The organism is Nitrospira sp., from assembly GCA_015709715.1.
Lineage (GTDB): Bacteria > Nitrospirota > Nitrospiria > Nitrospirales > Nitrospiraceae > Nitrospira_A.
This window is the reverse complement of sequence record CP054184.1, coordinates 3,661,533-3,685,221: the sequence shown is the minus strand read 5'-3', so window position 1 is coordinate 3,685,221 and position 23,689 is coordinate 3,661,533. Positions and strand designations below refer to the sequence as shown.

21 protein-coding genes are annotated in these 23,689 nt (G+C 62.9%); 1 reads left to right on the top strand and 20 read right to left on the bottom strand.

What is annotated here, in order from left to right:
* Positions 1 to 14: 14 nt before the first annotated feature.
* The 12 genes from HRU82_17610 to HRU82_17555 form a co-directional block, all read right to left on the bottom strand.
* A complete protein-coding gene (locus HRU82_17610; protein ID QOJ36654.1) occupies positions 15 to 1,484 on the bottom strand; it encodes a lipopolysaccharide biosynthesis protein in 1,470 nt (489 codons plus the stop codon).
* On the bottom strand, positions 1,481 to 2,020 hold the full coding sequence (cysC, locus tag HRU82_17605; GenBank protein QOJ36653.1) for an adenylyl-sulfate kinase: 540 nt from the start codon (positions 2,018 to 2,020) through the stop codon (positions 1,481 to 1,483). Before cysC ends, HRU82_17610 begins: the two co-directional genes overlap by 4 nt.
* Positions 2,021 to 2,048: 28 nt before the next feature.
* Positions 2,049 to 4,160, bottom strand: a complete 2,112-nt coding sequence (locus HRU82_17600; protein QOJ36652.1) for an alginate lyase family protein — start codon at positions 4,158 to 4,160, stop codon at positions 2,049 to 2,051.
* A gap of 18 nt (positions 4,161 to 4,178) precedes the next feature.
* Positions 4,179 to 6,077, bottom strand: coding sequence for an asparagine synthase (glutamine-hydrolyzing) (gene asnB / locus HRU82_17595; protein QOJ36651.1), 1,899 nt, complete (start codon positions 6,075 to 6,077; stop codon positions 4,179 to 4,181).
* Positions 6,078 to 6,173: 96 nt separating this feature from the next.
* A complete protein-coding gene (locus HRU82_17590; protein ID QOJ36650.1) occupies positions 6,174 to 7,118 on the bottom strand; it encodes a GDP-L-fucose synthase in 945 nt (314 codons plus the stop codon).
* 3 nt (positions 7,119 to 7,121) lie between these two features.
* Positions 7,122 to 8,129, bottom strand: a complete 1,008-nt coding sequence (gene gmd / locus HRU82_17585) for a GDP-mannose 4,6-dehydratase (protein ID QOJ36649.1) — start codon at positions 8,127 to 8,129, stop codon at positions 7,122 to 7,124.
* Positions 8,130 to 8,235: 106 nt separating this feature from the next.
* Entirely contained in the window at positions 8,236 to 9,612 is a 1,377-nt protein-coding gene (locus HRU82_17580) for an O-antigen ligase family protein (GenBank protein ID QOJ36648.1), read from the bottom strand.
* A gap of 139 nt (positions 9,613 to 9,751) precedes the next feature.
* Positions 9,752 to 10,591: a dTDP-4-dehydrorhamnose reductase gene (gene rfbD, locus HRU82_17575; GenBank protein QOJ36647.1), complete on the bottom strand. Its 840-nt coding sequence runs from the start codon at positions 10,589 to 10,591 to the stop codon at positions 9,752 to 9,754.
* Complete coding sequence (rfbB, locus tag HRU82_17570; GenBank protein QOJ36646.1) at positions 10,579 to 11,607, bottom strand: dTDP-glucose 4,6-dehydratase; 1,029 nt, start codon at positions 11,605 to 11,607, stop codon at positions 10,579 to 10,581. Before rfbB ends, rfbD begins: the two co-directional genes overlap by 13 nt.
* Positions 11,608 to 12,342 carry an NTP transferase domain-containing protein gene (locus HRU82_17565; GenBank protein ID QOJ36645.1) on the bottom strand — a complete coding sequence of 245 codons (735 nt, stop codon included), beginning with the start codon at positions 12,340 to 12,342 and terminating at the stop codon, positions 11,608 to 11,610. It lies immediately after the preceding gene.
* 65 nt (positions 12,343 to 12,407) lie between these two features.
* Positions 12,408 to 13,613: an L-2-hydroxyglutarate oxidase gene (gene lhgO, locus HRU82_17560; GenBank protein ID QOJ36644.1), complete on the bottom strand. Its 1,206-nt coding sequence runs from the start codon at positions 13,611 to 13,613 to the stop codon at positions 12,408 to 12,410.
* 82 nt (positions 13,614 to 13,695) lie between these two features.
* Complete coding sequence (locus HRU82_17555) at positions 13,696 to 14,883, bottom strand: glycosyltransferase family 4 protein (protein QOJ36643.1); 1,188 nt, start codon at positions 14,881 to 14,883, stop codon at positions 13,696 to 13,698.
* Between the two features lie 82 nt (positions 14,884 to 14,965).
* Here HRU82_17555 and HRU82_17550 point away from each other — a divergent pair, with 82 nt between their 5' ends.
* A complete protein-coding gene (locus HRU82_17550; GenBank protein ID QOJ36642.1) occupies positions 14,966 to 15,841 on the top strand; it encodes a glycosyltransferase family 2 protein in 876 nt (291 codons plus the stop codon).
* Here the strand turns inward: HRU82_17550 and HRU82_17545 are convergent.
* The 8 genes from HRU82_17545 to HRU82_17510 form a co-directional block, all read right to left on the bottom strand.
* Positions 15,838 to 16,860, bottom strand: coding sequence for a class I SAM-dependent methyltransferase (locus HRU82_17545; protein QOJ36641.1), 1,023 nt, complete (start codon positions 16,858 to 16,860; stop codon positions 15,838 to 15,840). The two genes, HRU82_17550 and HRU82_17545, sit on opposite strands and share 4 nt — an antisense overlap.
* A gap of 6 nt (positions 16,861 to 16,866) precedes the next feature.
* On the bottom strand, positions 16,867 to 17,772 hold the full coding sequence (locus tag HRU82_17540; GenBank protein ID QOJ36640.1) for a glycosyltransferase: 906 nt from the start codon (positions 17,770 to 17,772) through the stop codon (positions 16,867 to 16,869).
* Positions 17,769 to 18,875: a putative lipopolysaccharide heptosyltransferase III gene (rfaQ, locus tag HRU82_17535; protein QOJ36639.1), complete on the bottom strand. Its 1,107-nt coding sequence runs from the start codon at positions 18,873 to 18,875 to the stop codon at positions 17,769 to 17,771. Before rfaQ ends, HRU82_17540 begins: the two co-directional genes overlap by 4 nt.
* The gene (locus HRU82_17530) at positions 18,868 to 19,971 is read right to left on the bottom strand and encodes a glycosyltransferase family 4 protein (protein ID QOJ36638.1); all 1,104 of its coding nucleotides are present in this window, start codon (positions 19,969 to 19,971) and stop codon (positions 18,868 to 18,870) included. The genes rfaQ and HRU82_17530 overlap by 8 nt, the downstream gene beginning before the upstream one ends.
* Before the next feature lie 22 nt (positions 19,972 to 19,993).
* The gene (locus HRU82_17525) at positions 19,994 to 20,815 is read right to left on the bottom strand and encodes a glycosyltransferase family 2 protein (GenBank protein ID QOJ36637.1); all 822 of its coding nucleotides are present in this window, start codon (positions 20,813 to 20,815) and stop codon (positions 19,994 to 19,996) included.
* Entirely contained in the window at positions 20,812 to 21,609 is a 798-nt protein-coding gene (locus HRU82_17520; GenBank protein QOJ36636.1) for a glycosyltransferase family 2 protein, read from the bottom strand. The genes HRU82_17525 and HRU82_17520 overlap by 4 nt, the downstream gene beginning before the upstream one ends.
* A gap of 81 nt (positions 21,610 to 21,690) precedes the next feature.
* On the bottom strand, positions 21,691 to 22,416 hold the full coding sequence (locus HRU82_17515; GenBank protein ID QOJ36635.1) for a phosphotransferase: 726 nt from the start codon (positions 22,414 to 22,416) through the stop codon (positions 21,691 to 21,693).
* Between the two features lie 77 nt (positions 22,417 to 22,493).
* A complete protein-coding gene (locus tag HRU82_17510; GenBank protein QOJ36634.1) occupies positions 22,494 to 23,672 on the bottom strand; it encodes a glycosyltransferase family 4 protein in 1,179 nt (392 codons plus the stop codon).
* Positions 23,673 to 23,689 lie beyond the last annotated feature (17 nt).

The following is a 23,689-nucleotide window of genomic DNA, read 5'->3' as shown; positions in this document are numbered from 1 at the left end:
CTCGCCTGCGCGCGTTACTTAGAGGTCGGCCACAGGGTCGCCCACCTTCCGTTCGAACAGAACGGTGCAGCCTTGACCAAGACCGTGGCCACAACCACCCCCGTAAGCAGCAGCTTCGCCGTGAACGGCACGCCCACCCAGTACGTCAGGAGGTAGACGCCGAGGACGATTCCCAGCCCCCAGAGCAGCCCCGGCTCCAACCCATAGGGACAGCCGAACCGGCGGGCCAGAAGGAACCGAATGCCGTGCAGCGCGAACGAGCCCGCCACAGCGGCGCCGGTCGCGCCGAGCACACCGAATTGCCACGTGGCCACGCAGACCATGACCATCGTCACCACACTCATGCCCACCGACGACCACGACAAGAGCACGTTCTGCCGTACCGTGAGCAGATACTGCGTATAGGGGATCGCCGCAGTATGCGCCAAGACGAGGAGAAACCAAATCGGCACCAACTCCGCAGCCCGATCGAACTTTCCGTGCGTCAGCAGATGGATCACTTCCGGCGCGAACAGCGTGACCACAATCCCGCCCGCCGTGACACAGAGGTACCACAGCGACACAACCTGTTCAACCTGTTGAGGCGACTCGGCCTTCGGTTGGGCGAAGAGCTCCAGAAACGTCGGGGTCATCGTGCGCGAATAGGCCTTGGTCATGGTCACGAACATCCCGCGATAACTTTGCGAATGGGCGTAAATCCCCAGGGTCGAGAGATCCAACCACCGTTGGATGACGAAGCGATCGAGACTGTTCGACAGCACGTCCATGATGGCGAAGGGAACCGCCGGTAATCCGGTCCGCATGATTTCTTTTCCCCAGCGCCTGCTTGGTCGGAAGGCCACGCGGCCCGCACCGTACCAGAGTCCATGCCCCATGGACATGAGCCCGGCGGCGATCGGGGCCAAGAACAGGGCCAGCACGCCGAGCTTCGCCACCACCAGGCCGATCACGGTCGTAAGCGCGCCGGCACTCCATTGGAGCGATTCATTCACCGCGTGGCTCACGGGCGCCCGCTCGATCACCATCAACGCGCTCAACGTCGGCCAAAAGGTGCCCGCCACCAACCCCAGCAGGGCCAGGCCGAAATAATGGTGATATTCGGGACGATAGTCGCGAATCACGCGGGGCAACAACAGCGGGGCCGCCAACCAGAACAGGGTCGCCCAACAGACCTTCATCCCCAGATTGGCCAGCAAGAGGTTGAAGAGCAATTCCTTGCGATCAGCCTCCGACGTAGCATGCCAGTGGCTCGATAACACCCAATTGTCGCCGGTGGTGGCCAGCGGCGTCACGAGCATGGCGAAGGCCGTGAGAATGGCGACCGTTCCCAGATCGGCGGGATCCAGGTAATACGTCGTGAGGGGAACCATGACGCCGACGCCCAGCAGGGTTTGGAGCAGAGTCGGCAGCAGAAACCACAGAAAGCTCGCCTCCACCCCCATGCGAGCCTTTGGCGAAGGGGCATCATGCAATACGCGGCTCATGGCGCGGCACGGTGAACGACCTCCAGGATGCGGGTGACGGATGCGTCCGGAGGCTCGGCGCTCGTGTCGACCACGACCTCGGCCGCCAACGGCTCTTCATAGGGGTCCGACACGCCGGTGAACTGCTGGATCTCTCCTCGGAGCGCCTTGGCATACATGCCCTTCACGTCCCGCCGGATACATTCGTCGACTCCGCAACGGACCCACACCTCGACGAACGAGCCGACTCCTCCGACCTTTTCGACCATCGCCCGCACCTCGTTTCTCGCAGACCGAAAGGGCGAAACGGCGGCGACGATACTGCACACTCCGTGCTTCGTCAAGACCTGGCAGACCCACCCGATACGCAGTACGTTCGTATCGCGATCGGCACGAGAAAACCCCAACCCCTTGGACAGATGGGTACGGACCACATCCCCGTCCATGACCTCCACATTGGTCAGGCCCTGCGCCAAAAGGCGTCGCGCCAACATGTTGGCCAGGGTCGTCTTCCCCGCGCAGGGCAAGCCGGTCAACCAGATGGTCAATGCTTTCATACGATCCTGCCGTACCCGCCGAGGCGCGTCACCTCGGAGCATGTACCTGCCGGGAAATCGAAAACCGTCCTTCCACCGGCAGGGGCCCGTCCCATTGCCACCGAAGCAGAGACGTCTCGAAGGTCACGCCATAGCGCGGAGCCACCAGCCCCTGTTCGACGGAGGCACGGATAGGCATGTCTTGTCCTCCGGCCTGCAGGTGCGGCCCGTCCAGCCGGAATCGCCCGCGTGGGGTCACGAGACTCCAGCCCTGTTCGATGGGCTCGAGACGGCAGTGGGGGGCGAAGACCAGGGTCCATTCCAGCCGATGCGAGTGCGAGGCGCCGGAGGACCCAGTCAGCCGATCGACCACCAGCCATGTCGCACGATCACGATCGTAACGGAGGTCCCGGCGGTGGATGACCGGAGCGGTCAGCCGTCCGTACCCGTCATGTTCGGCTACAACCGATTGGACAGCCGGTCCATCGTCCCACTGCAGGACTTGCACACGACTATCCGGATGGAGGCAAAAGAGTTTCCCGGGGATCACGCGATTCTGCTCCGCCTCATCCACCATGACCGTCGAGTGGTGCGCGGTGCGACGGAAGCGCTCGTAGGCCTGAGGGTCGGAAGTATAGAGAAAACAACCGGGATCCACAAGGATATCTTCCCCGCCGAGCTGCAGTTCCACAGAGAGCAGATCATTGTGTTTATGCGTCCCCACCCCGTTGGTGCCGGGAGCGTTGCAGTTGAACAGGACGTAGTCGTCGCGATCGCGAAGGATGTAGAAGCCGGCGGTCGCGAACGCCCGGCTCTGCGGCAACCGGTCCACGGATGCCTCTCCCTGGCGAGGCCGGTCTGCGCCGCCAAGCCAGAGGCTTTCGATCCACCAGGGACCGGCAGCCGCGATCCAGTCGGTTCGATCATAGAGCAGGCCTCCGGCGGCCAACAGATGGCGGTGGTCACGCACATCACCACAGCCGTACCCTGAGAGGATATGCAGGCGGCCGTTGTCCCCATCGCCGACTTGCGGGGCCAGGCCGTTCGGCTTCGTATAGACCCACACGAACTCGCACATCTTCTTCAGGCGTTCGTGAAAAGCAGGAGGCAACACGACCCCGTGGCGCCGACAGAGCAGGGCGGAGGACAGGAACATTTCCGCGACCAGCCGATGGTACGACAGGCTCGATTCGTAGTGGACGCCGTCGGGCAGGACCTGTCGGTCCATTTCGCGAACGAGTTCGCCGACGGCAAGCGTGCGCCACGGCCCGGCCTCGCCGACCTCCTTCAAGCAGAGGCCTAAGTAGAGCAGCCCCACGATATCGGCCAGGTAGTGATTCGTGGTGACACCGTCTTCGCGGACTTCCAGGTTGTCCGTGAGGAAGCGGCCGTGCGCAACGAGAGAGGCGACGATGTCCGCCAGGATCGCCTCGGTCAGTTCGGAGGAGGGTGCGAGGAGCGAGAGGGCCCACAACCAGTTCACGGCTCGAATCGCCACGTCCATCGGACAGGCCCAATTCACCCCATATCCGGCCGGGTTGGCCGCAATCCAATCGGCCATCTGCGCCACGCACTCGCGGGCGTAGCGCGACTCTCCGCTCAGCCACGCAGCCTGCGCCAGCAGGACAACCTGCTGTCCCCGCGACAACTCCCAGGGCACCTTGATGTCGACGCCATTCCCCCGCCCCTCGGCGATATCCATGAAAGGAGCCGTCGGATCCCAGCGAAAGCCGCTCTTGAAATCGCGATGCCAATCGATCCGATCTCCGAGGGCGACAGGGCCCGATCCCAGGAGATCGAACACATGACGACAGATCTGGTCGGCGGCTTCGAGGGTCGTGCGCAACTGATCCGGCGCTTGCTGTCGATACCGCTCGCGGATCGTCGGCCGGTCACCAGGTTGTACCGGCATACGCTGCGCCAGTTGCTGTCGGATGGCGGCGACAGCGGCCTCGAGCTCCTGCGCCGACGTGCCGAGCGCGGCGGCCAATCCGTCCTTCCCGACCGCGTACCGTTCTGGAGTCGCCTGCCGACGACGCCGTCTGGTCGACCACGGCCGGAGAGCCTTCCGGACCAGCATGAGTCCTGTGGCGCCCAGTCCCAGGTGGTGGAGCTTGGCGCGGAGGCGTTCTGTGCCGGTTAAGGGCCGGTCGCGGCTCATGGGAGGAAGGCGCATCGTCTAGGCAAGGTAGGTTCTCCACCAGAGCGCCAAGTTGAACAGGTACCAGCCACGGGGATCACGCTGATCGCGCAACACGCGCATGGCCTCGGCGCCATCGAGCAGGTCGGTCCGGCGGCAAAAGTCCGTCAACGTCTCCTGCATGAGGGAGCCGAGGCGGCCCTGCATCCACTCATGCACCGGCACCCCGAAACCCTGCTTCGGCCGATCGATGATGCGGTCCGGAATCACCCCGCGCACCGCCTGTTTCAAGAGGGTTTTCATGACCCCGCCCCTGGTCTTCACGGCTTCGGGAATGCTCATGGCCATTTGCACGAACTCATGGTCCAAGAACGGTACGCGCGCTTCCAGACCGGCTCCCATACTCATCTTGTCGACGCGCATCAGCAGCAATTCGGGAAGCCTGAAATTCAGATCTAAGTAACTCATCCACTGGAGCGGACTCTGTTCCCAGGCCTTGGCTTCAAACCGCTGACGAATCGGCCGGATCGCTTCCCAGGATGTGAGGTCGCGGAATCGTTTTCTGAGCGACGGGGACAACAGCCGTTGCTTCAGCGCCTCGGGAAAGGCTTCCGCCCCGCCCCAGAAAACCGGCTGGTTGAGCAGCCCTCGCCGCAGCCGCTCATAATGAAACGACTCGCCCTGGCCGATCCACCGCAGCAGGTGGAGGCCGCATCGTTTCGCGAAGAACGGCACGGGCCATCGATTCCAGGCCTCGAGTTGCAGCGCGGTTTTCCAAGCCGGATACCCCCAGAACAACTCATCCGCCCCTTCGCCCACTTGGCAGACGATCACCCCCCGCTCGCGAGCCAGCTGCGACACGTAATACACCGGGATGCAGACCGGGTCGGCGATCGGTTCATCCTGCAGCACGACCATTTGCGGGAGGAAGTTAATGAGGTCGTCCACGGACAGGAGCCGCTCATGGTGCTCCGCCCCGACATGGTTCGCCACCAAGCGAGCATGGGCCAATTCGTTGCGATAGCTGGCGTATTCCCGGTCATACCCGATCGTGAACGTACGGACCGGCCTGGCCTCTCCTTGGGAAAACAGCGCCGCGTTGGTGCTCGAATCGACTCCTCCGGACAGAAACACCCCGACCGGCACATCACTCACCTTGCGCAGCGCAACCGACTCCCGCAGCTTCTCCAAGACGCAGGCGGCGATGTCGCCATCCGAACGGCCGACCAGCGGTGCGGTGTGGTCCCACACATCCCAATACCGGCGCTCTTCTATTGTTCCGTCGGCCTGTACCCGCAGCCAGGTGCCGCCGGGAATCTTCTTGATGCCGTGAAACAGGGTCTGTGGAGCGGGGGCCGTCAGAAAAGACAGGTAGTGGAACAGCGATTCTTCGTGCAAAGCTTTCGGTTGGTCGGGATCTTCCAGCAGCGCCTTGATCTCCGACGCGAAGGTCAGCCGACCGTGGTGCAGGCTGTAGTAGAGGGGCTTCACACCGATCCGATCGCGGATCAGCCACAACTCCCGACGACGTCCATCCCACAGGGCGATGGCAAACATGCCGCGAAATTTATCAAGGCAGCCGATGCCCCAGGTTTCGAAGGCGTGGAGGATGACTTCGGTGTCGGAATGGTCGGTCCTCCACCGATGGCCGCCCAGCGTTTCCAGTTCTCGCCTGATCGCCGCATGGTTGTAGATTTCGCCGTTGAACGCGATCCATAGCCGCTCATCTTCGTTGGGCATGGGCTGCGCTGCCGACGACGCGAGGTCGATGATCGAGAGCCGCCGATGGCCCAGACCGATCCGCCCGCCGGCCTCGATCCAGAGCCCGGCCCCATCTGGCCCGCGGTGCACCATGCGGTCCCTCATCTTGACGAGGTAGGGTTCAGTGACGCGGAAGCTCCCTCCGTCAAACACCAACGTGCCGACTATGCCGCACATGGACCGGCACTCCGCAGGTTCATGACGGCAGTAGCCCCACATGGAGGAACGGCGGCGAGTCGACGGCAAGGGCGTGGTGAGCGGCGGAGTCCCAGCTCATGAAGCCCCGGTCTGCGACAGGATCATCTGCCGGTACCAGTCGTACGTCCGGCGCAGCCCTTCCTTCAGCGCGATGGTCGGCTTCCACCCCAAGGAGGCCATACGACCGGAGTCCATGAGTTTGCGCGGCATCCCGTCGGGCTTGCTGCGATCCCACTGGACGGGTCCTCGATAACCGACGACCTCTGCCACCAGCCTGGCCAACTCGGCGATGGCGATATCTTCACCGGCACCGACGTTCATGATCATGGGATCGGAATAGTGATCCATGAGAAACAGGCAGGCTTCCGCACAGTCGTCCACATGCAGGAACTCCCGCCGCGGCTTGCCGCTGCCCCAGAGGGTGGGCACCGTGCCCTGCTCCCGCGCCTCATGGAAGCGCCGCAGCAAGGCTGCCAGCACATGGGCCGTCTGTAGATCGAAGTTATCGTGGGGCCCGTACAGGTTGGTCGGCATCGCGGCAATGAAATCGCAACCGTACTGCCACCGATAGGCCTGGCACATCTTGATGCCCGCAATCTTGGCCACCGCGTACCATTCATTGGTCGGTTCGAGCGGACCGGTCAGGAGATACTCCTCCTTCATCGGTTGCGGCGCATCGCGCGGATAGATGCAGGACGACCCCAGCAGCAAGAGCTTCTTGACCGCATGGTTATAGGCCTGGTGAATCACATTGGTTTGAATCGCTAAGTTGTCGTAGATGAAATCGGCGGGAAAGGTGCTGTTCGCCAGGATGCCGCCGACTTTCGCCGCGGCCAGGAACACATAGTCCGGCTTGGCCTCCGCGAACCAGGCAGCGACTTGGCGATTGTCGCGCAAGTCCAGCTCTTGGCTGGTTCGCAACAGGACATTGTCGTATCCGCGAGCCCTGAGGGCCCTGACGATCGCGGAACCGACCATGCCTCGATGGCCGGCGACATAGATACGCGCCTGTTTCTCCATCACCTACGCTCCCCTCGAAGCAGTGCCTTGCAGCTTTACACGCTCCGCTTCCAAGTCGGCTTCGACCATCATGACCGCCAGATGTCGGAAATCGACCGTCGGTTTCCAGCCCAGCCGTTGCCGCGCCTTGGCCGCATCGCCGATCAACAGATCGACCTCCGTCGGCCGATAGTACCGCGGATCGATCTGGACGTGCTGTTGCCAGTCGAGCCCGAGATGACCGAAGGCGACATCCAGGAACTCACGCACCGTATGGGTCTCGCCCGTCGCCACCACATAGTCGTCCGGCTGCTCCTGCTGCAGCATCAGCCACATGGCTTCCACATAGTCGCCCGCATAGCCCCAGTCCCGCTTGGCTTCGAGGTTGCCGAGAAATAGGTCCCGTTGCAGCCCCAACTTGATGCGGGCCGCCGCCTTGGTGATCTTGCGCGTGACGAACGTTTCGCCACGGCGCGGCGACTCATGGTTGAACAGGATGCCGTTGCAGGCGAACAGCCCGTAGGCTTCACGGTAGTTCACGGTGATCCAGTGGGCATAGACCTTCGCCGCGCCATAGGGACTACGGGGATAGAAGGGGGTGGTTTCCCGTTGCGGCACCTCCAGCACCTTGCCGAACATCTCGCTCGAAGAGGCCTGGTAAAACTTGGGGCGCAGTCCTGATTCACGGATGGCTTCCAACAGCCGGACGGTCCCCAGGCCGGTGATCTCTCCGGTATATTCGGGGATGTCGAAACTGACCCGAACGTGACTTTGCGCCCCGAGATTGTAGATTTCATCCGGGCGAATCGTGCGCAAGACCTTATTCAAAGAACTCGCGTCGTTCAGATCGCCGTACAGCAAATGCAATTTGGCGTCGGTGATGTGCGGATCTTGATAGATGCCGTCGATGCGGGCGGTATTGAAGGAACTGGAGCGACGGATGATGCCATAGACATCATAGCCCTTCGCGAGGAGGAATTCGGCCAGGTACGACCCGTCTTGACCGGTGATCCCGGTTATCAGTGCCTTCACCCGCGCCCCACTGTGATCATGCTGCCGCTGTACGAGCCCATCTCGGCTTTCTCCGTCCGGCGCGACATGCGCGTCCGTCTTCTTTTGATCGATCTCGCCGGTCCTGTCAAGCCGTGGTCGTTCGCACTCCCGCATGGCCCGTGCCGGATGTGTCCGGGCGTCTGTTGCTCTCCGTGCGGATCTCCCCGTCCCTCCCGGCGACCAGGTCGTGCCACGTCGGATTGGTCAGGGTCACGCCGACGGCGGCCAGCAACCAAAAGACATGGGCTAGGCTGCCCATGAACATATAGTCGAAACAATTCCGCACACCGAATCCGAGCACCGCCAACCCAATCGCCACCGCCAACCAGGTCCGACGATCACTCGTCGCCGGGACCCAGGGTACCGGCAAAAGCCGACGGAGGAGGGCGACAAAGATCCAGAGCAGGCCCGCCAAGGCCGGAAGACCGCTTCCCAAAGCCACCATGAGAAACGTGCTGTGCATCGCCGGGATCACCCGCTCGCGTTCCGGGATGCCCGCCTGGTTTTCCAGCGAGTACTGCGGGAACTTCTTCACGAACGAATTATTTCCGTAGCCGATGCCGACCAACGGAGAGGCCGCCACCTCGCGCAGGCCGATCGACCAGACGGCGAGCCTGGTGCCCACGGTCGTGGAGTCGACGGTATCCTTCTGTAACCCCACCTGCGAGGCGACCACGAGTCCGGCACCGACCAAGACGATCGCGCCCAACACGCCCAACAGCAACCGGCGTCCCCCGACCATGAGCGCCGCCATGACTCCTTGAGCAGCATGGCCGAGCCATCCCCCCCGCGTATAGGAAAACAGCTGCGCCGCGCCGGTCAACACGAGCGCACCAGCTTGGACCGCTCTCCACCGCCCTCGCGCCGCCACGGCAACCAACCCGGCCACCACCGGAATCGTCATCACCATATAGGTGCTGAGCCAATTGTAATCCGACCCAAAGGCATGGGCCCGGATGAATCGATCACGCCAAGTGCCTCCCCGCGCCAGGAATTCAATGATGGCATAGGAGGACAATGCCGCCGCGCCTGCCACCAACGAAGACAGGACCTGTTGAGGAAGCTCCCTGCGTCGGCGACGGTGCAGGACGAGCAGGCTCCAGTAATAGACGAGGACCTGCGCTACGAACTTCTTCCATTCCGCAAAACTGTAGGCCGGATCCGTAGCGAACGGCACCGTGGCCAGGACCCACAACACGAACACTGCAATGGGGACATCGAGGGGCGTTCTGATCCAAGGGCTCGACCGCTCCGCCCAGCACATGCCCAGGCACAACACGAACAAGATGATAACGGCATGCTCCTGATACCGGAACAGGATGGGGAAAAAACTCGTGCAGGCGAGGGCGACCAGCACGGCGCTCTGAAATGCCCAAAACAGCGCCTGTCCCGGGAGGCTCACACCGACGGCGCGGGAAGGCCGGCCCTCGAAACCGGCTGATTGTGTGATAGGCGCATTCATGTGCAGGCAGAGACAACAGAGCGGTGCGGGAGCGCAGTATAGTGGAATTACGGGATGGCCACAAGAAGCGCCGGCTGCCCGAAGCCGAATTGCCTTAGTCTGGCACACCGGGGAAGTGGGTAGAGCAGAGTCGAACGAATCAGGCGGCAGCCGAGAGTGCCGTCAACAGTCGCTGCAACCCGTCACGCCAGGGCGGCATGGTGAATCCAAGATGGTGGAGTCGGTCCGACGAGAGAACCGAGTAGGCCGGCCGCTTTGCCGGACGAGGCATCTCCGCAGTGGTAATCGCTTCAACCGGAACCTGATATCCAGCCAACCTGACGATTTCGGACGCGAACTCATGCCACGTGCAGTGGCCTTCGTTCGTGACATGGAGAATGCCTTGATCCGGCTGCGCTGCAAGCTGGGCGACCATAGCTGCCAGGTCCTCGGTAAAGGTCGGGCAACCCCGCTGATCAGCCACGACCTTCAAAAGCGGCCGCTCGGCCGCCAACTGCAGCATGGTCTTGACGAAATTCTTGCCCTTCTGCCCACAGAGCCAGGCGGTCCGAACGATCAGGGTGTTCTCGCAACAGGCCAGCGCCCGCAGCTCGCCGGCGCGCTTCGATTCACCGTACACGTTGATGGGATTGGTCGGATCGGTTTCGACGTAGGGTCGCGCGCCTCGTCCGTCGAACACATAGTCCGTGGAGATGCAGATCAACCGAGCGCCGGCCTTGGCCGCCGCCTTCGCCACCCGTTCGGTCCCGTCGGCATTGACGGCCATGGCCAAGTCACGATTCCGCTCGGCTCCGTCGACATCCGTATAGGCGCCGCCGTGGATCACCACCTCCGGCGCCGCGTCCACGATCGCACGGACACAGTCGGCTGCCGTCAGATCGAAGGTCGGGAGATCCAGCGCCGTCACCTCATGCCCCTGGAACGACCGCACCAAATCGGTGCCCAATTGTCCCTGCGCCCCGGTAATTACGACCCGCACGAGGTTCCCTTCTGCAACCGCGCCGCATACTGTTGTCGGTAGTACTCCTTGAACTCCCCCGATTTGATGGTTCGCCACCAGCTCTCGTGGGTACGGTACCACTCGACCGTTTGCTTCAACCCCGTCTCGAAGGCAACCTTCGGCGCCCAGCCCAGGGCGCGCAGTCGGCTACAGTCGATGGAATAGCGCCGGTCATGACCCGGGCGGTCCTGCACGAACCGAATGAGCGACCGCGACTTGCCCAGGGCCGCCACGATCTGCTCCGCCACGGTGATATTTTCTCGCTCGTTGCCGCCGCCGATGTTGTAGACGGCGCCGGGTTCGCCACGTTCGAACACATGCTCGATGCCGGCGGCATGATCGTACACGGACAACCAATCCCGGCAATGTTTCCCGTCTCCATAGAGCGGGAGCGGTTCGTTCTCGATCGCATTCGTCACGAACAACGGGATGAATTTTTCCGGATACTGGTTCGGGCCATAGGTATTGCTCCCCCGAGTGACGACGACGGGGAACCGGTAGGTCGTCCAGTAGCTCAAGACCAGCAGGTCTCCGCCCGCTTTGCTGGCGGAGTAGGGACTCCTCGGCTCGAGTCGGTCCTGTTCCGTGGAGCTGCCCCGCTCGACGCTGCCGTACACTTCATCGGTACTGACTTGGAGAAACCGCCGCACGCCGGCCTGGCGCGCCTCCTCCAGCAACACGCCGGTCCCGACCACATCGGTGCGGGCGAAGGCGCCGGGATCGAGGATCGAGCGGTCGACATGGGTTTCCGCAGCGCAGTTGATGATGCCCTCGATACGGTGATCTCGCAGCACCGCGCGCACCGTCGGCTGGTCGGCGATATCGGCCTGCACGAAGGTATACCGAGGATTGCCGGCGAGGTCCGCCAGATTCGCCAGATTACCGGAATATTTGAGGGCGTCGAGGTTCACCACCGAATGCTGTCCGCCCTCCACCAGTCGACGAACCAGGTGAGAGCCGATGAAGCCTGCGCCGCCCGTCACGAGTATTCGCATTTACCGCTCCATCCTATTCGCACCGGTTTTGGCGACCAACTGATTGGCCGCGAACAATGACTCGATCGTACCCGCATCCGTCCACCAGCCCTCCAGCAAGTCCCAGGTCAATTCACCCGACGCGATGTAGGCGTTGTTGACGTCCGTAATTTCCAACTCTCCGCGATTGGAGGGCCGTAGATTACGCGTGATCTCGAACACGCGCGCGTCGTAGAAATAAATTCCCGTAACCGCGTAGGACGACTTGGGTTGGGACGGCTTTTCTTCGATGCCCACCACCCGATCGCCCTCCAGCTGAGGGACGCCGAAGCGTTGCGGGTCCTTGACCTCCTTCAGAAGAATCTTGGCGCCTGTTTTTTGGGCACGGAAGGCGTCAGCCGCCTTCACGATATTGCCTTCGATCAGGTTGTCGCCCAGAACGACGCAGACCGGTCCTTGATCGGCGAAATGCTCGGCCAACCGTAAGGCATCGGCGATGCCGCCTTCTCCCTGTTGGTAGGTGTAGCTGAGATGTTTCAAGCCGAACTCGCGGCCGTTCCCCAACAGCTTCAGAAAGTCTCCTGCGCTGTTGCCGCCCGTGACCAGCATGACCTCCATGATCCCGGCGTTCACCAGGGTCTGGATGGGGTAATAGATCATGGGCTTGTCGTAGACCGGAAGGAGATGTTTGTTTGTGACTTTGGTGAGCGGCATCAAGCGAGACCCGAGCCCACCGGCCAACACGACTCCCTTCATCCATCACCCCCTAGGCAACATGAACAGGCACGCTCTGACCATTGCGACGACTTTATACCATGGACCTACTCGACCTTCATCATGCCCACGACATGTTCGGCAAAGGGCAGCGAAGACGTGAAGGCGGGCGACACAGCGTTGAGAACATGGGTCGACCGAGAACCCGGTTCGATCACGAAATCGCTCAGGAGATCCGCCGTTCTCGTATCGATCAATTGCGCGCGGATCCCCGGTTCCTTCCCCGGCAGCAGATCCGACTTCTCGAATCCGATGCCCAGATCCTCCGCCTCGCGGAAGAATCCCGTTCGCGTAAGCTTGACCATCTCGGTCCAGGCGATGGAACGGAAATGGTCCCGATTCCGGCCGAAGAGCCTGATGAGATAGGTCAGCATCGTCAGACCATCGCCGAGGGTGGCTCCGCTGAGTCCCCGATATTGCTCGCGCCCCAACAGGGGCAAGGCCGAAGGTCCGATGGTGACCTCCCCCTCGGGCCGGCGCGTAAAGTGCACGCCCAGGAACGGATTGCGGAGGTCCGGGACCGGATAGATATTCCCCCTCACCTGCAGTTTGGACTCGGGACGCAAGCGGTAGAACTGGCCGCGAAACGGCAAGATCTTGTAATGCAGGCCGACCCCATAGGCATGGGCGATCCGATCGGCAAAGAGTCCGCCGCAGTTGACGAAATGTCCGTAGGCGAAGTCCCCCTGCGTCGTCCTCACCGCCGCTTCGCCCTCGCGCGCCAACCAGGCGGTGCCCAACCGGAACTGCACCCCTTCACGCTCCGCATCGGCGACCATCGCCGCCATGACCCGCTGGGGGTTCACCACCGCCGTATCTTTCACATACAAGGCCTGCTGCACCGTCTTGGCACAAGGCTCCACCTCGCGGAGCGCCGCTTGATCCAGCAGACTCACCCGCACGCCGTTGGCCTCGGAGCGTGTATACAATTCGCGCAAGGCCGGGAGCTCCGCCTCGCGTCTGGCAACAATTACCTTGCCATAGTCGTTGAGCGGAATGGCTTTCTCGTGACAATACGCGCGCAACCGCCGGTTGCCCTCGACGCACAATTTGGCCTTGAGCGTGCCCGCCTTGTAGTAGACCCCGGCATGGAGGACTCCGCTGTTGCGGCCGCTGGCATGGAATCCGGCCACGGGCTCCTTCTCCAGCACCACGACCTTCGCCCCATGGCGGCGCCGAAGCTCCCTGGCAATCGCCACGCCGATGACGCCGGCCCCCGCAATCAAAAAATCACATGTTTCTGTTGATCCCATGGCGCGACTCTCTGAAGTGGACGACCCTGACGATGGGTCAAATGACAACACAGGGGTGACACCCTGTCAAGAAACTCCCAGATCAGGGAAGCGTTGCGGCTCCCGCAACCACACGTTCATAGACGGCGACGGTCTCTGCCGCGGTGCGGTCCCAGGAAAATTCACGGGCCCTCATCAAGCCGCGACCGCGCAATTCCTCTTGCAAGGACGGAGACTCCAGCACACGAGTCAGTTCGACGGCCAACCGCCCACTGTTGCGCGGATCGACCAGCAATGCCGCATCACCCGCCACGTCCGGCAAGGAGGAAGTGTTCGAACAGATCACCGGACAGCCGCACCCCATCGCTTCCAGCACGGGGAGGCCGAATCCCTCGTACAGGGAAGGAAACACGAATACCGTGGCGCCTTGATAGGTCGACACTAACTCCTCATCCGAGAGGACGCCGACCAATCTGGTCTGCGCGCCCAACCCCAGCCGCTCGATCGCTGCGCGAATGTCCTCGCGCCTGCATACATCCCCGGCCAACAGCAGATCGAATCGGTTACGAAGGAAGTCTGGAAGCTTCGCATAGGCCTCAACCAAACTACCGACATTCTTGGTCGGATCGGAGCCGGCCACGCAAAACACATAGGGTTTGCCAACAGCCCTCTGCGCCGCCGGTCGAAACCGATTGCCATCGAGCCCAAGCGGCGTCACCGTCACCTGGTCGGCTCTCAAGGGCACATGCGCCAAGAGATCGCGGCGGGAATGTTCGGAAATGGTGAGCACATGATCGATCTTGCTCCAGCGGTCGCCCACCAGCCATTGCTCGATGGCGCTGTTCAGATTTCCGCGGGTCCGGAGTTGAGGAAAGAGCACCGGCTTCACGTCGTGAATCGTGGTCACCAACTTGCCGCGCTTCCATGCCACGCAAGAATCGTACGGCAGGTGCAACAGATCATACGGCCCCAGCAACAGCGGCGCCACCTGCTCCCAGACTCGTCGGCGAAACAGAGGAATCCGCACCACGCGGTAGCGCATGTTCGGGCGAGGCTGAAACGGATGCTCGGCCTGCGGCAGCAAAATCTCATAGTGGTGCTTGTGATCGACCCGCCCCAGCGCCTCGATCAATTCTCGGGCATATCGGCCGATGCCCACGTTGAAGTTCTTGAGGTGCCAGGCGGCGATGACGATGTTCACGACGACAGGCCGACCGACGACAACGAAGAGGTTATGAAGGGTGTTGGGGCAGCCACGGGTCGAGCGATGGAACCATAGGCCCTGCGGCAAGTCAAGGCGAAGATCCTGGCCGACGCCGATTGACTGAGACGATGGCCTGTGTTACCGATGGAGCCGAAGGACATCATTCACCGTGGTACGAGTCAGCGTCGTCATTCCCGCCTACAACGGCACCACCCGCTATCTGGAACAGGCCATTCTTTCCGTGCTCGCGCAGACCTGCGCCGACCGCGAGCTCATCGTAGTGGACGATGCCTCGACCGACGACACGGGTGCGCTGGTACAGACCATGCCTCGCGTACGTTACGTCCGTCGGAGCCAAAACGGCGGCCAGGCCGCGGCCCGCAACACCGGGGCCCATCTCGCCCAGGGCCCATACCTCGCCTTTCTCGACCAGGACGATCTGTGGGAGCCTACGTTTCTGGAAGAGACGCTGGCCATTTTGGAGCCGGCCGAGCAGGCAGTCGTCGTGCATTGTGATGGGTATCAGGTGGACGAGCACAATCGCGTGCTCGAATACGATGCCGCCATGAAACACCCTCGGAGCATTACTCAGTTGCTGCGAGGCGGCCACGATGTCGCCACATCGGGCTCCCTGTTCCGCAAACAGGCATTCGATGCGGTCGGCGGGTATGACGCGCAGCTGTCGATTTGGGAAGACATTGACCTGGCGATTCGCCTCTATGGCCCCGGCCGCTTCATTCACTTGGCCAAGCCTCTGTACCGTCATCGGCTCTACGGCCACAATGCTTCGCGCGATATCCCCTCCTTGCGGGCCTTGGAAGGTCGTCGACGGTTTCTGGAAAAACATGCTCCTGCCTGCCGAGCCGGAACCCCCGAAGCCGACGCCTTGGCTCAAGACTGGGCCGTCTACTATGCCGACCTGGGGAAACATCACTTGCGGGCCCGCGCGCGGCAACAGGCCCGCGAAGCCTTTCGCCATTCGCTCCGCCATCGGCCGCTCAACTTCAAGACCTGGTCGCGATTGGTCCGCTCGTTCTTTGCTTAGTCGCGTCGCGCAGGCGGGTCCTTCCTCGCATACGCCTTCAATTCGGTTCCGTACCCGAGGTGGCCGATCACGAAGCAGAACGGCCGAACCAGCACCTTCTCCAGCAGACGGCGACAGGGAACGGGGCGGCCGAGGCGCTGCTCCCACAGTCGATCCAGACTCGCCATGAAGTAGAGAGACCCGAGTCCCGTCGTGATGGACTCGACGCGAAACCCGGCCGTCTCCAACGCCCGCGTCAAGCTGGCCTCCTCGTAGTGAAACAGATGCCGCGGCAATTCCCATGGAAACCACCAACGCCCGAACCACCGCGCCTCCAGGCTGCCGGCATTGGGACAAAGGATCACCACGCGCCCGCCCCAGTCAAGAATGCGCCAGACTTCCTTCAGCAACGGCAGCGGGCCATGGAGATGCTCCAGCACATGGCTGAATAGGACCGTATCGAAGCTGCGGTCCGCGTACGCCATCGAGAGCAAATCCCCCTGACGGACTCGATCCCCGAAGCGGGAGCGCGCCTGCGCCACGGCCACGGCACTAGCGTCCACTCCCGACACCTCCCAGCCCTGCTCCTGCAAGGTCACGAGATTGCTGCCGGATCCGCACCCCACATCCAAGGCCCGGCCTCGGCCGACCCAGGGCAAGAGCCCGCGCCCACGCCAGCGGCGCCACAGATATTCCGGCCAGAGCAGCAGTCGACGCAGCCATTGCCATCCGCGCGCGCGGTCGGTGATCGGATACCCGTAAAAGTCCTGCGCAATCCATCGACGCACCTGAGCCGACCATCGCTTGGCGGCTCGTTTCAGATCGCCCGCTTGGCGAGGAGGCGCAGCGGGGTAATAGGTGGAGGGATAGTATCCGCCGATTTCTTCGCGGGTGGGACGGGGGTTCAGAAACAGAAGACCACAGATTCGGCAGCGCACCACGGTGAAGAGGTCGTCCGTGATCCGATGGGCCAGGTCATACTGCTCCAACACAACCTGGTGAGAGGCGCTTCCGCACAGTTCGCAAGTGACGGTTTCCATGGGCGGTCAGGGCTTCCACGTGCGCAGCCAGCGCGTATAACAGCGCACGCGCCCCGGCGCCTTGCGGATCGCCTCCCGGTAATGGGCCCGGGCCTCCTGCGGCCGTCCGATCCGTTCGGCTGCCGCGCCACGCAACAAATAATAATTGGCCCACTCTCGGTCCAAGGCCGACCGCTGCTCCGCCGTCAGCGGCGAGAATCCTTCGAGGCGGCGCAAGAACCGTTCTCGGCTCGTCAGCACCCGCTCCCGATGCGTCTGTTCATCGAAGGCCATGTCGCGGTACCCGTGGCCACGCTGCAGTTTCTTCACCAAGACCCGGTCGATGCATTCGAATGTCGTGACGCGAAAGAGCCGAATGGTCAAATCGGAATCCTCCGAGCCGTAGAGTTCAGGGTCCAGTCTCCCGACCTGGTCCAGAACCGATTTTCTGATGAGCAAGGTGGAGGGCAAGGCCACATGGCCGCCGGCGAAGGCCTGCACCATCGGCTCGCGGCTCGCGCGGGCCGAGACCCGTTCCTCCAACGTCCCGTCCTCGAACCGCACCTCAAAATCCGTATGGACCAACCCGACCTCCGGCCGTCGTCGCATGATCGCCAACTGTGCACCCAACTTGCCCGGCAACCATTCGTCGTCGCAATCCAGCAGTGCGATGAATTGCCCCGTCGCCGCCTCGATGCCGTAATTACGCGAGCGCGCCGGTCCGCCGTGATCGCGTTGAAACCAGCGAATGGCGTGGCTGCGCTCCAGCCCTCGCAACACCTCCTGGGTACCATCCGTCGAGCCATCGTCGACCACCAGAATCTCGATGGCGTCATCCCCTTGCGCCCGGACGCTGGCCACCGCCTTCGCGACGAAGGACGCCCCGTTGAACACCGGGATCACCACGCTCACCAATGCTTGGGCTTCACTCATGCGCGCACGTTCGGCCCCGCGTCTTCCAAGAGGCGGCAGGCCGCCGCATAGACTTCATCGACAGTAATCTGCTGCATGCAGCTGTCGTCGCCCCGCAGGCAGGTCGGGTGATAACAAGCCCGGCAATCCAAGCCTTTGTACAGGATCTGCGACGGTCCCCCTCGCGGCCCCCACCGCTGAGGATAGGTCGGTCCGAACAACGCCACCACCGGCGTCCCGATCGCGGCGGCGATATGCATGGCCCCGCCGTCATTTCCTACGAACAAGGCGCAGCGTTTCATCAGCGCCGCGAACTGCAGCAGCGAAAACCGCCCGGCCACCACCTTCGGCGCGCAATGGGCCTCGCGAGCAACCTGCTCGGCTACTTCACGTTCACGCTGGTCGCCGCCCAGCAAGATGCGGCAGGAAAATCGCTCGGCGAGGCGATCGGCCAGGCGCGCAAACCGGTCATGCGGCCACACCTTCAATGAGTAGCGGGCACCGGGCTGAAGCAGGATCAGCAACGGGCCATCCGACGACGGCGCCAGGCCCTGCTCCGTGAGCCATGCGCCGACGACGGCCTCCTCCGCCGGCGTGACATGGACCGCGGGCGTCGTCGGTTTCGGATCCACCCCGAGGGCGCGGAGGGCACAGAGATCATACTCCACCCGATGGCGATCAGCCGGTCGAGGTTTGGCCACATGGCTGTACAACAATCCCCGCCAGCGATGTTCGGCATTGAATCCCACCCGCAGCTGCGCGCCGCTCGCCAGACTCACAAATGCCGACCGATCCCCGTCCGTCAGGTCGACGATACAGTCAAACCCGCGCCGCCGCAGTTTCTGCACGAACGCGAGCTGCGCTCCCCACGTCCCCTTCTCCAGACACAGGACCTCGTTCACGTCGGGGTTGTGCACCAGCACGCCTTCGGTCCCACGATTGACCAACATGGTGATCTTCGCCGAGGGATAGGCCTCCCGCAACGCGCGCAACACGGGCGTCGCCAGCAACACGTCGCCGATGTGCCGGAGCTTGATGACCAGAATGTTCCGAACGTCCCTCGTGCCGCCCGGCGAAGGGGTATCGGAGCCGCGACCGATCCGTATGGGCCAGAAGTTACGCACAGAGGTCATGATACAGGGCGCTCGTCTGCTGAGCCGCCCGCTCCCACGTGAATTGCCGTGCCCGCTCGAAACCCCGTTGCCGCAAGTGCGCCTGCAATTCTCGATCACCCAACACCTTCACGATGGTCTGCCCTAAGGCCTCCGCATCGTCGTGATGCACCAGGCAGGCTGCGTCACCGGCCACCTCGGGCAACGCAGACGTGGACGACGTGATCGTGGGCGCCCCACAGGCCATGGCCTCCAGCACCGGCATGCCGAACCCTTCGTATCGCGACGGAAACACGAAGAGGTCGGTAAAGGAATAGAGTCGTCGCAGGTCGTCACGGTCGAGCCGACCGGGGCAACGCACCACCGACTCCAACCCCAGTTCCTGAGCCGTCGCACGATAACTGCCCTGCGGATGTTCCGCATCTCCCACCAGCACGACCGCACGCCCCTGCAAGTGAGACTGCACCCGAGCCACGGCCTCGAGAAACACCCGATGGTTTTTCCTTGGGTCGGCGCCTCCGACGAACAGGATGAACCCGGCCGCGGGAAGCGCCCAGCGTGCCCGCAAGACCGCCATGCCCGGCTCATCGCGCAAGGGACGAAACTCTTCCGACACTCCGTTGTGAATCACGACGATGCGGTCGCGCGGGACCCCATACAGGGCCTCGATCTCCTTGGCTGAAAACTCCGACACGGTCACCACCTTCCGCGCCCGAGCCGCCGTCGCCTTGGCCCGCCGCGAGGACCCGGCCTGCCCCAGCAGTTTGCGCGAATACTCCGGATAACGCACCAACCACAAATCATGGATCGTGACGATGCCGCCGAACCGGCCCCGGGTCGACATTTTAAAGTTCGGCCCATGAAAGAGATCCAGTCGATCCCAGGCCCCGCGCCAAGCCATCGCCCACTTCGGCACCTCCAGCCAGCGGAGTCGTCCATGCGGCGGCCAACCAGGCACCTCCCCGTCCCGCAAAGACCCGGGCCGCACGTACCCGACATAGTCCGTCTCTTCCTCCACCTCCAGCAGAGCACGCAGCAGGTGATGGGTGTGCCAACCGACTCCGCCCTTATCGCCGACCACCGAGGCCGCGTCGATCCCGATACGCATCAGGCCCAGCCCGCCTCCCCGATCACGACTCTCCCTTGACCGATGTGCGCGGTTTCACGTTCAACCGTTCCCAGGCCTTGGCATATTTCACAAACGTGTGCAGGCCGGCGAACATGGCCACGACCAGCCCATGCACACCATCCCGATAGCCGCCGCGGAGCCACAGGGTCTTGAGCATGGTCCCCAGATGATGCGTGGCGATGACCCATCCACCGATGGACTGGGTGCGTTTGAGCTTCTCCTCCGCCCCCAACGTGGTGTACCGCATCATCTTCCTGACATGGAAGAGAATGGTGGGCATGCTGTAGTGGTCGAAGGGTTCTCGGAGCCGCGCGCGACGTCCGGTGAGCTGGAGGTTTTCGTGGAGCTTCACATCATCGTATCGACCGGCACTTTTGCGAAACAGCCGCAGTTGATAATCCGGGTACAGTCCGCCGCCTTGGATCCATTTGCCGTAAAAGAAATTGCGGCGGGGGATCTCGTAGCCGCCGATTTCGACCGGCGGTCCGTCGGCCAAAAGCGACTCGATCTCCTGTCGTAATGCCGCCGGCACCCGTTCATCGGCATCCACGATCAAGATCCAGTCCGCGCCCGCCTGGTCGATCCCGAAGTTTTTCTGCGGGCCATAGCCGGGCCAAGGCCGCACGAACACGCGCGACCTGTACGTGTTCGCCAGTTCGACGGTGCGATCCCGGCTTTCGGCATCGACGACGATCAGTTCATCCGCCCACCGCAGCGACTCCAGGCAGTCGGCAATGTTCGTTTCCTCATCCTTCGTGATCACCACGGCCGCGATCGTCGCCGTCCGGCCGCCCGTCTGTCCCTCGTTCACCTCCGGCCTCACGGTCGCCCCGGCTCCGCGACCAACGACCGACTTCGCGCCGCCGTCTGCTGAAGTTCCCAGAATCGCGCGTACTTGATGAATGTGTAGTAGGCATAGAGCCCCGACAGGATCAGCCCCGGCACGCCGTCAAGGCACCCCTTGCGGCCCACGTACATCTTGAAAAAGGTGAAGCAGGGATGCGAGAGCAGCTGGTGCCAGGCAAACGCGCGTCCCTGCTCGACCATGCGACGCGCCATCAGGTCGCAGTAGCGTTCCTGCTTGAGCAGAAAGTGATCGATATTGCGAAAGGGAAATTGCAGCGCGGCCTGGGTCAGGTATCCGATGCGTCCGTCCAGATCGAAGCTCTCATGGACCAGCTCGTCCCGATAGCGCAGGCGGCTCTTCCGAAACAGCTGCGGCTGGCGATAGTCGGGATACCAGCCGCAATGTTTGATCCAGCGCCCGAGAAAATAATTCTTGCGCGGCACGAAATAGGCCTCGGCCTCCGGCCCGGCATCGAGAACCCGTCGTATTTCATCCCGCAACTCCGGTGTCGTCCGCTCGTCCGTATCGAGGCTGAACACCCATTCATGCGCCGCATGGGCGATGGCCTCGTTCCGGAGACGGCCGAACCCATGGAAGTCCTGCTGGAAGACCTTGTCGGTGAACTCGGCGCTGATGCGCGCCGTCGCATCCGTGCTGTGGGAATCGACCACGATGATTTCATCCGCCCAGGTGAGGGTCTCCAAGCAGGCCCGCATATTGGGTTCATCGTTGTAAGCGATGACGACGGCGGATACCGGCTGATGGCTCACGACGGATTATCCTCTTTCAAAATCGGAATGCCCGGTCTTCAACAGGGCTGCGGGCCTCGTAACAGGTCCCCCTTCCCCCTGTCAAGCGCGCGTCTTCCGTGCCGCTCGTAGGGTTCGAAATTCGTCGTGCCGACCGGCCTCTTCCCTGAGGACAGTCCACCAGTTTCGACGACCGCGAAAGCCGCGCGCAAGACAGTAACGCGACAGGAATCGCGACGCCTCGGAGGGCGTGAGGCTGGAGGGTGCGACCATGCGACGCCCCAACTTGACCACATCGGCGATGGCCCTGCTGCGAGGCACCGGCCCGACCGAGCGCAGCCCGTCCAGGTCGATGAGCAGCGGGCAGCCGTCCGGCGTGACCAGGAGATTGGAGGGTTTGAGATCGCGATGGGTGAAACCCCGTTCATGCAGCAACCCGATCAGGCCTCCCAGCCGCTCGGCCATCTCCAGACGGTTGCCCTGCCAGGATCGCAAGTCGACGGCATCGGCCAGATAGGCCATCAGCAGATAACTCGGCGCGCCGATCACGCCCTCCCGCGTCCCCCAGGCCAGGACCGGAACCGTCGCCACGCCGGCCTGCTCCAGCGCCGTCGCAGCCCATCCGGCCCGCGCGGCGCGCGTTCCGCGCCATCTGGTTTTCCACCGTTCAAGGCCGCCGTACCCACTCCAGCGCTTCATGACATAGCCCCCCACCAGCGCAACGACGCAGCGCCCCTCGTTTTTGAAGATTCGTGGGCTGTGAGCCAGGTGCGTCTCCGGATCACACAGAAGATGGGCCAGCGCAGGATCGTCAACCGAGGCTCGCACCACCCACGCAAGGGAGGAATGGGAGCGTCGCTCAAAACCAGGAGGGGCAGGTGATGAACCGAATGGTGTCACTGCCATCACACGAGACACAGGCCCTGAGCGACGGATCGGCGAGCCGCGATCTCCCCATAGACCTGAGCGACTTCCGCCGCATGCCGCCGCATGGAAAGCATGGCGGCCAGGCCTTCCGCCTCGCGCGACATCCGCCGCCGGACCGACTCATCCCGCAGGGTCCGGAGAGCTTCCGCCAGCAGGTCGCCCGCCTCCGGCCTCGGCAAGACGAACCCCTGTTCGCCCGGCGTAATGCATTCCGACGATCCATCGAAGACCGTGGTGATGCAAGGCACTCCCAACGAGAGGGCCTCCAGGACGGTGCGGGAACAGGGATCATTGTACGTCGGCAGGACACAGGCGTCCGCGGCCCAATACAGCTCAGCCACATCCGACTGTTCCCCGAGCATCCGAACCCGTGAGGCCACCCCGAGACGCTCGGCCCGCCGCTCGTAGGGAGTGGGCGCGTCTCGTCCCACCACCAGCAGATACCAATCGACGCATCGCCGGTCGGCCAGGACCTCGATTGCACGCGCCAACCCCTTGCGCCTGAAATTATGGCCGACGAAGATAGCCACCGGCCTGTCGAGAGGAATGTTCCATTCCGCGCGCCGACGCCGACGCACTGTCGCTCGATTCACTCCCAAGGGCGGACTGATCTGAACGGCGTTGAAGATCCGCTTGGTGGCGACGCGGGCGCTCCCGTATTCCTGTTCCACCTGACAGCCGACATAGTGGCTGGGCACGACGACCATCGGAGCCTTGGGCCCGGTCAGGAGCTGCTGTTCAAGCTGCACCAGGAGACGCTCCTTGCCGTCAAAGAACAGGCCGACCCGGCGCAGCGCCTTCGACAAGAATGTCGTTCTGGCCGCGATGGTCCGAATCTGGCCGGTCTTCACCAGACCGCCGCGCGGCTGGTAGAGGTCACAGGACAGGCAGGGCCGAATGGCATGGACGACATCCCATGGCCGCTCCGCCACAAATCGTTGGGCACGGATGACGAAGTGCCGATACTGCAGTTCATCCGTCCACCCCTCCTGTCCCAGTTCATGGACCTGCACCGCAGTCGGCGCATCGACCGCCGATTGCGTGACGACATGCGTCTCCACTCCCAACGCCGTCAACTCGATCAAGAAATCATAGGCAGAGCGCTCCATGCCGCCGCGGGCAGGGTCCAATCGTTCGATGAGAAAGGCAACCCTCATGACCGGCCCAGCCTGTC

What these genes read in the sequence shown, in the direction of transcription:
- rfbB (QOJ36646.1), bottom strand. Translation starts at nt 11,607, where the DNA reads ATGCGAATACTCGTGACGGGCGGCGCAGGCTTCATCGGCTCTCACCTG.
- HRU82_17565 (QOJ36645.1), bottom strand. Translation starts at nt 12,342, where the DNA reads ATGAAGGGAGTCGTGTTGGCCGGTGGGCTCGGGTCTCGCTTGATGCCG.
- lhgO (QOJ36644.1), bottom strand. Translation starts at nt 13,613, where the DNA reads ATGGGATCAACAGAAACATGTGATTTTTTGATTGCGGGGGCCGGCGTC.
- cysC (QOJ36653.1), bottom strand. Translation starts at nt 2,020, where the DNA reads ATGAAAGCATTGACCATCTGGTTGACCGGCTTGCCCTGCGCGGGGAAG.
- HRU82_17610 (QOJ36654.1), bottom strand. Translation starts at nt 1,484, where the DNA reads ATGAGCCGCGTATTGCATGATGCCCCTTCGCCAAAGGCTCGCATGGGG.
- asnB (QOJ36651.1), bottom strand. Translation starts at nt 6,077, where the DNA reads ATGTGCGGCATAGTCGGCACGTTGGTGTTTGACGGAGGGAGCTTCCGC.
- HRU82_17590 (QOJ36650.1), bottom strand. Translation starts at nt 7,118, where the DNA reads ATGGAGAAACAGGCGCGTATCTATGTCGCCGGCCATCGAGGCATGGTC.
- HRU82_17600 (QOJ36652.1), bottom strand. Translation starts at nt 4,160, where the DNA reads ATGAGCCGCGACCGGCCCTTAACCGGCACAGAACGCCTCCGCGCCAAG.
- HRU82_17545 (QOJ36641.1), bottom strand. Translation starts at nt 16,860, where the DNA reads ATGGAAACCGTCACTTGCGAACTGTGCGGAAGCGCCTCTCACCAGGTT.
- HRU82_17540 (QOJ36640.1), bottom strand. Translation starts at nt 17,772, where the DNA reads ATGAGTGAAGCCCAAGCATTGGTGAGCGTGGTGATCCCGGTGTTCAAC.
- HRU82_17530 (QOJ36638.1), bottom strand. Translation starts at nt 19,971, where the DNA reads ATGCGTATCGGGATCGACGCGGCCTCGGTGGTCGGCGATAAGGGCGGA.
- HRU82_17510 (QOJ36634.1), bottom strand. Translation starts at nt 23,672, where the DNA reads ATGAGGGTTGCCTTTCTCATCGAACGATTGGACCCTGCCCGCGGCGGC.
- HRU82_17580 (QOJ36648.1), bottom strand. Translation starts at nt 9,612, where the DNA reads ATGAATGCGCCTATCACACAATCAGCCGGTTTCGAGGGCCGGCCTTCC.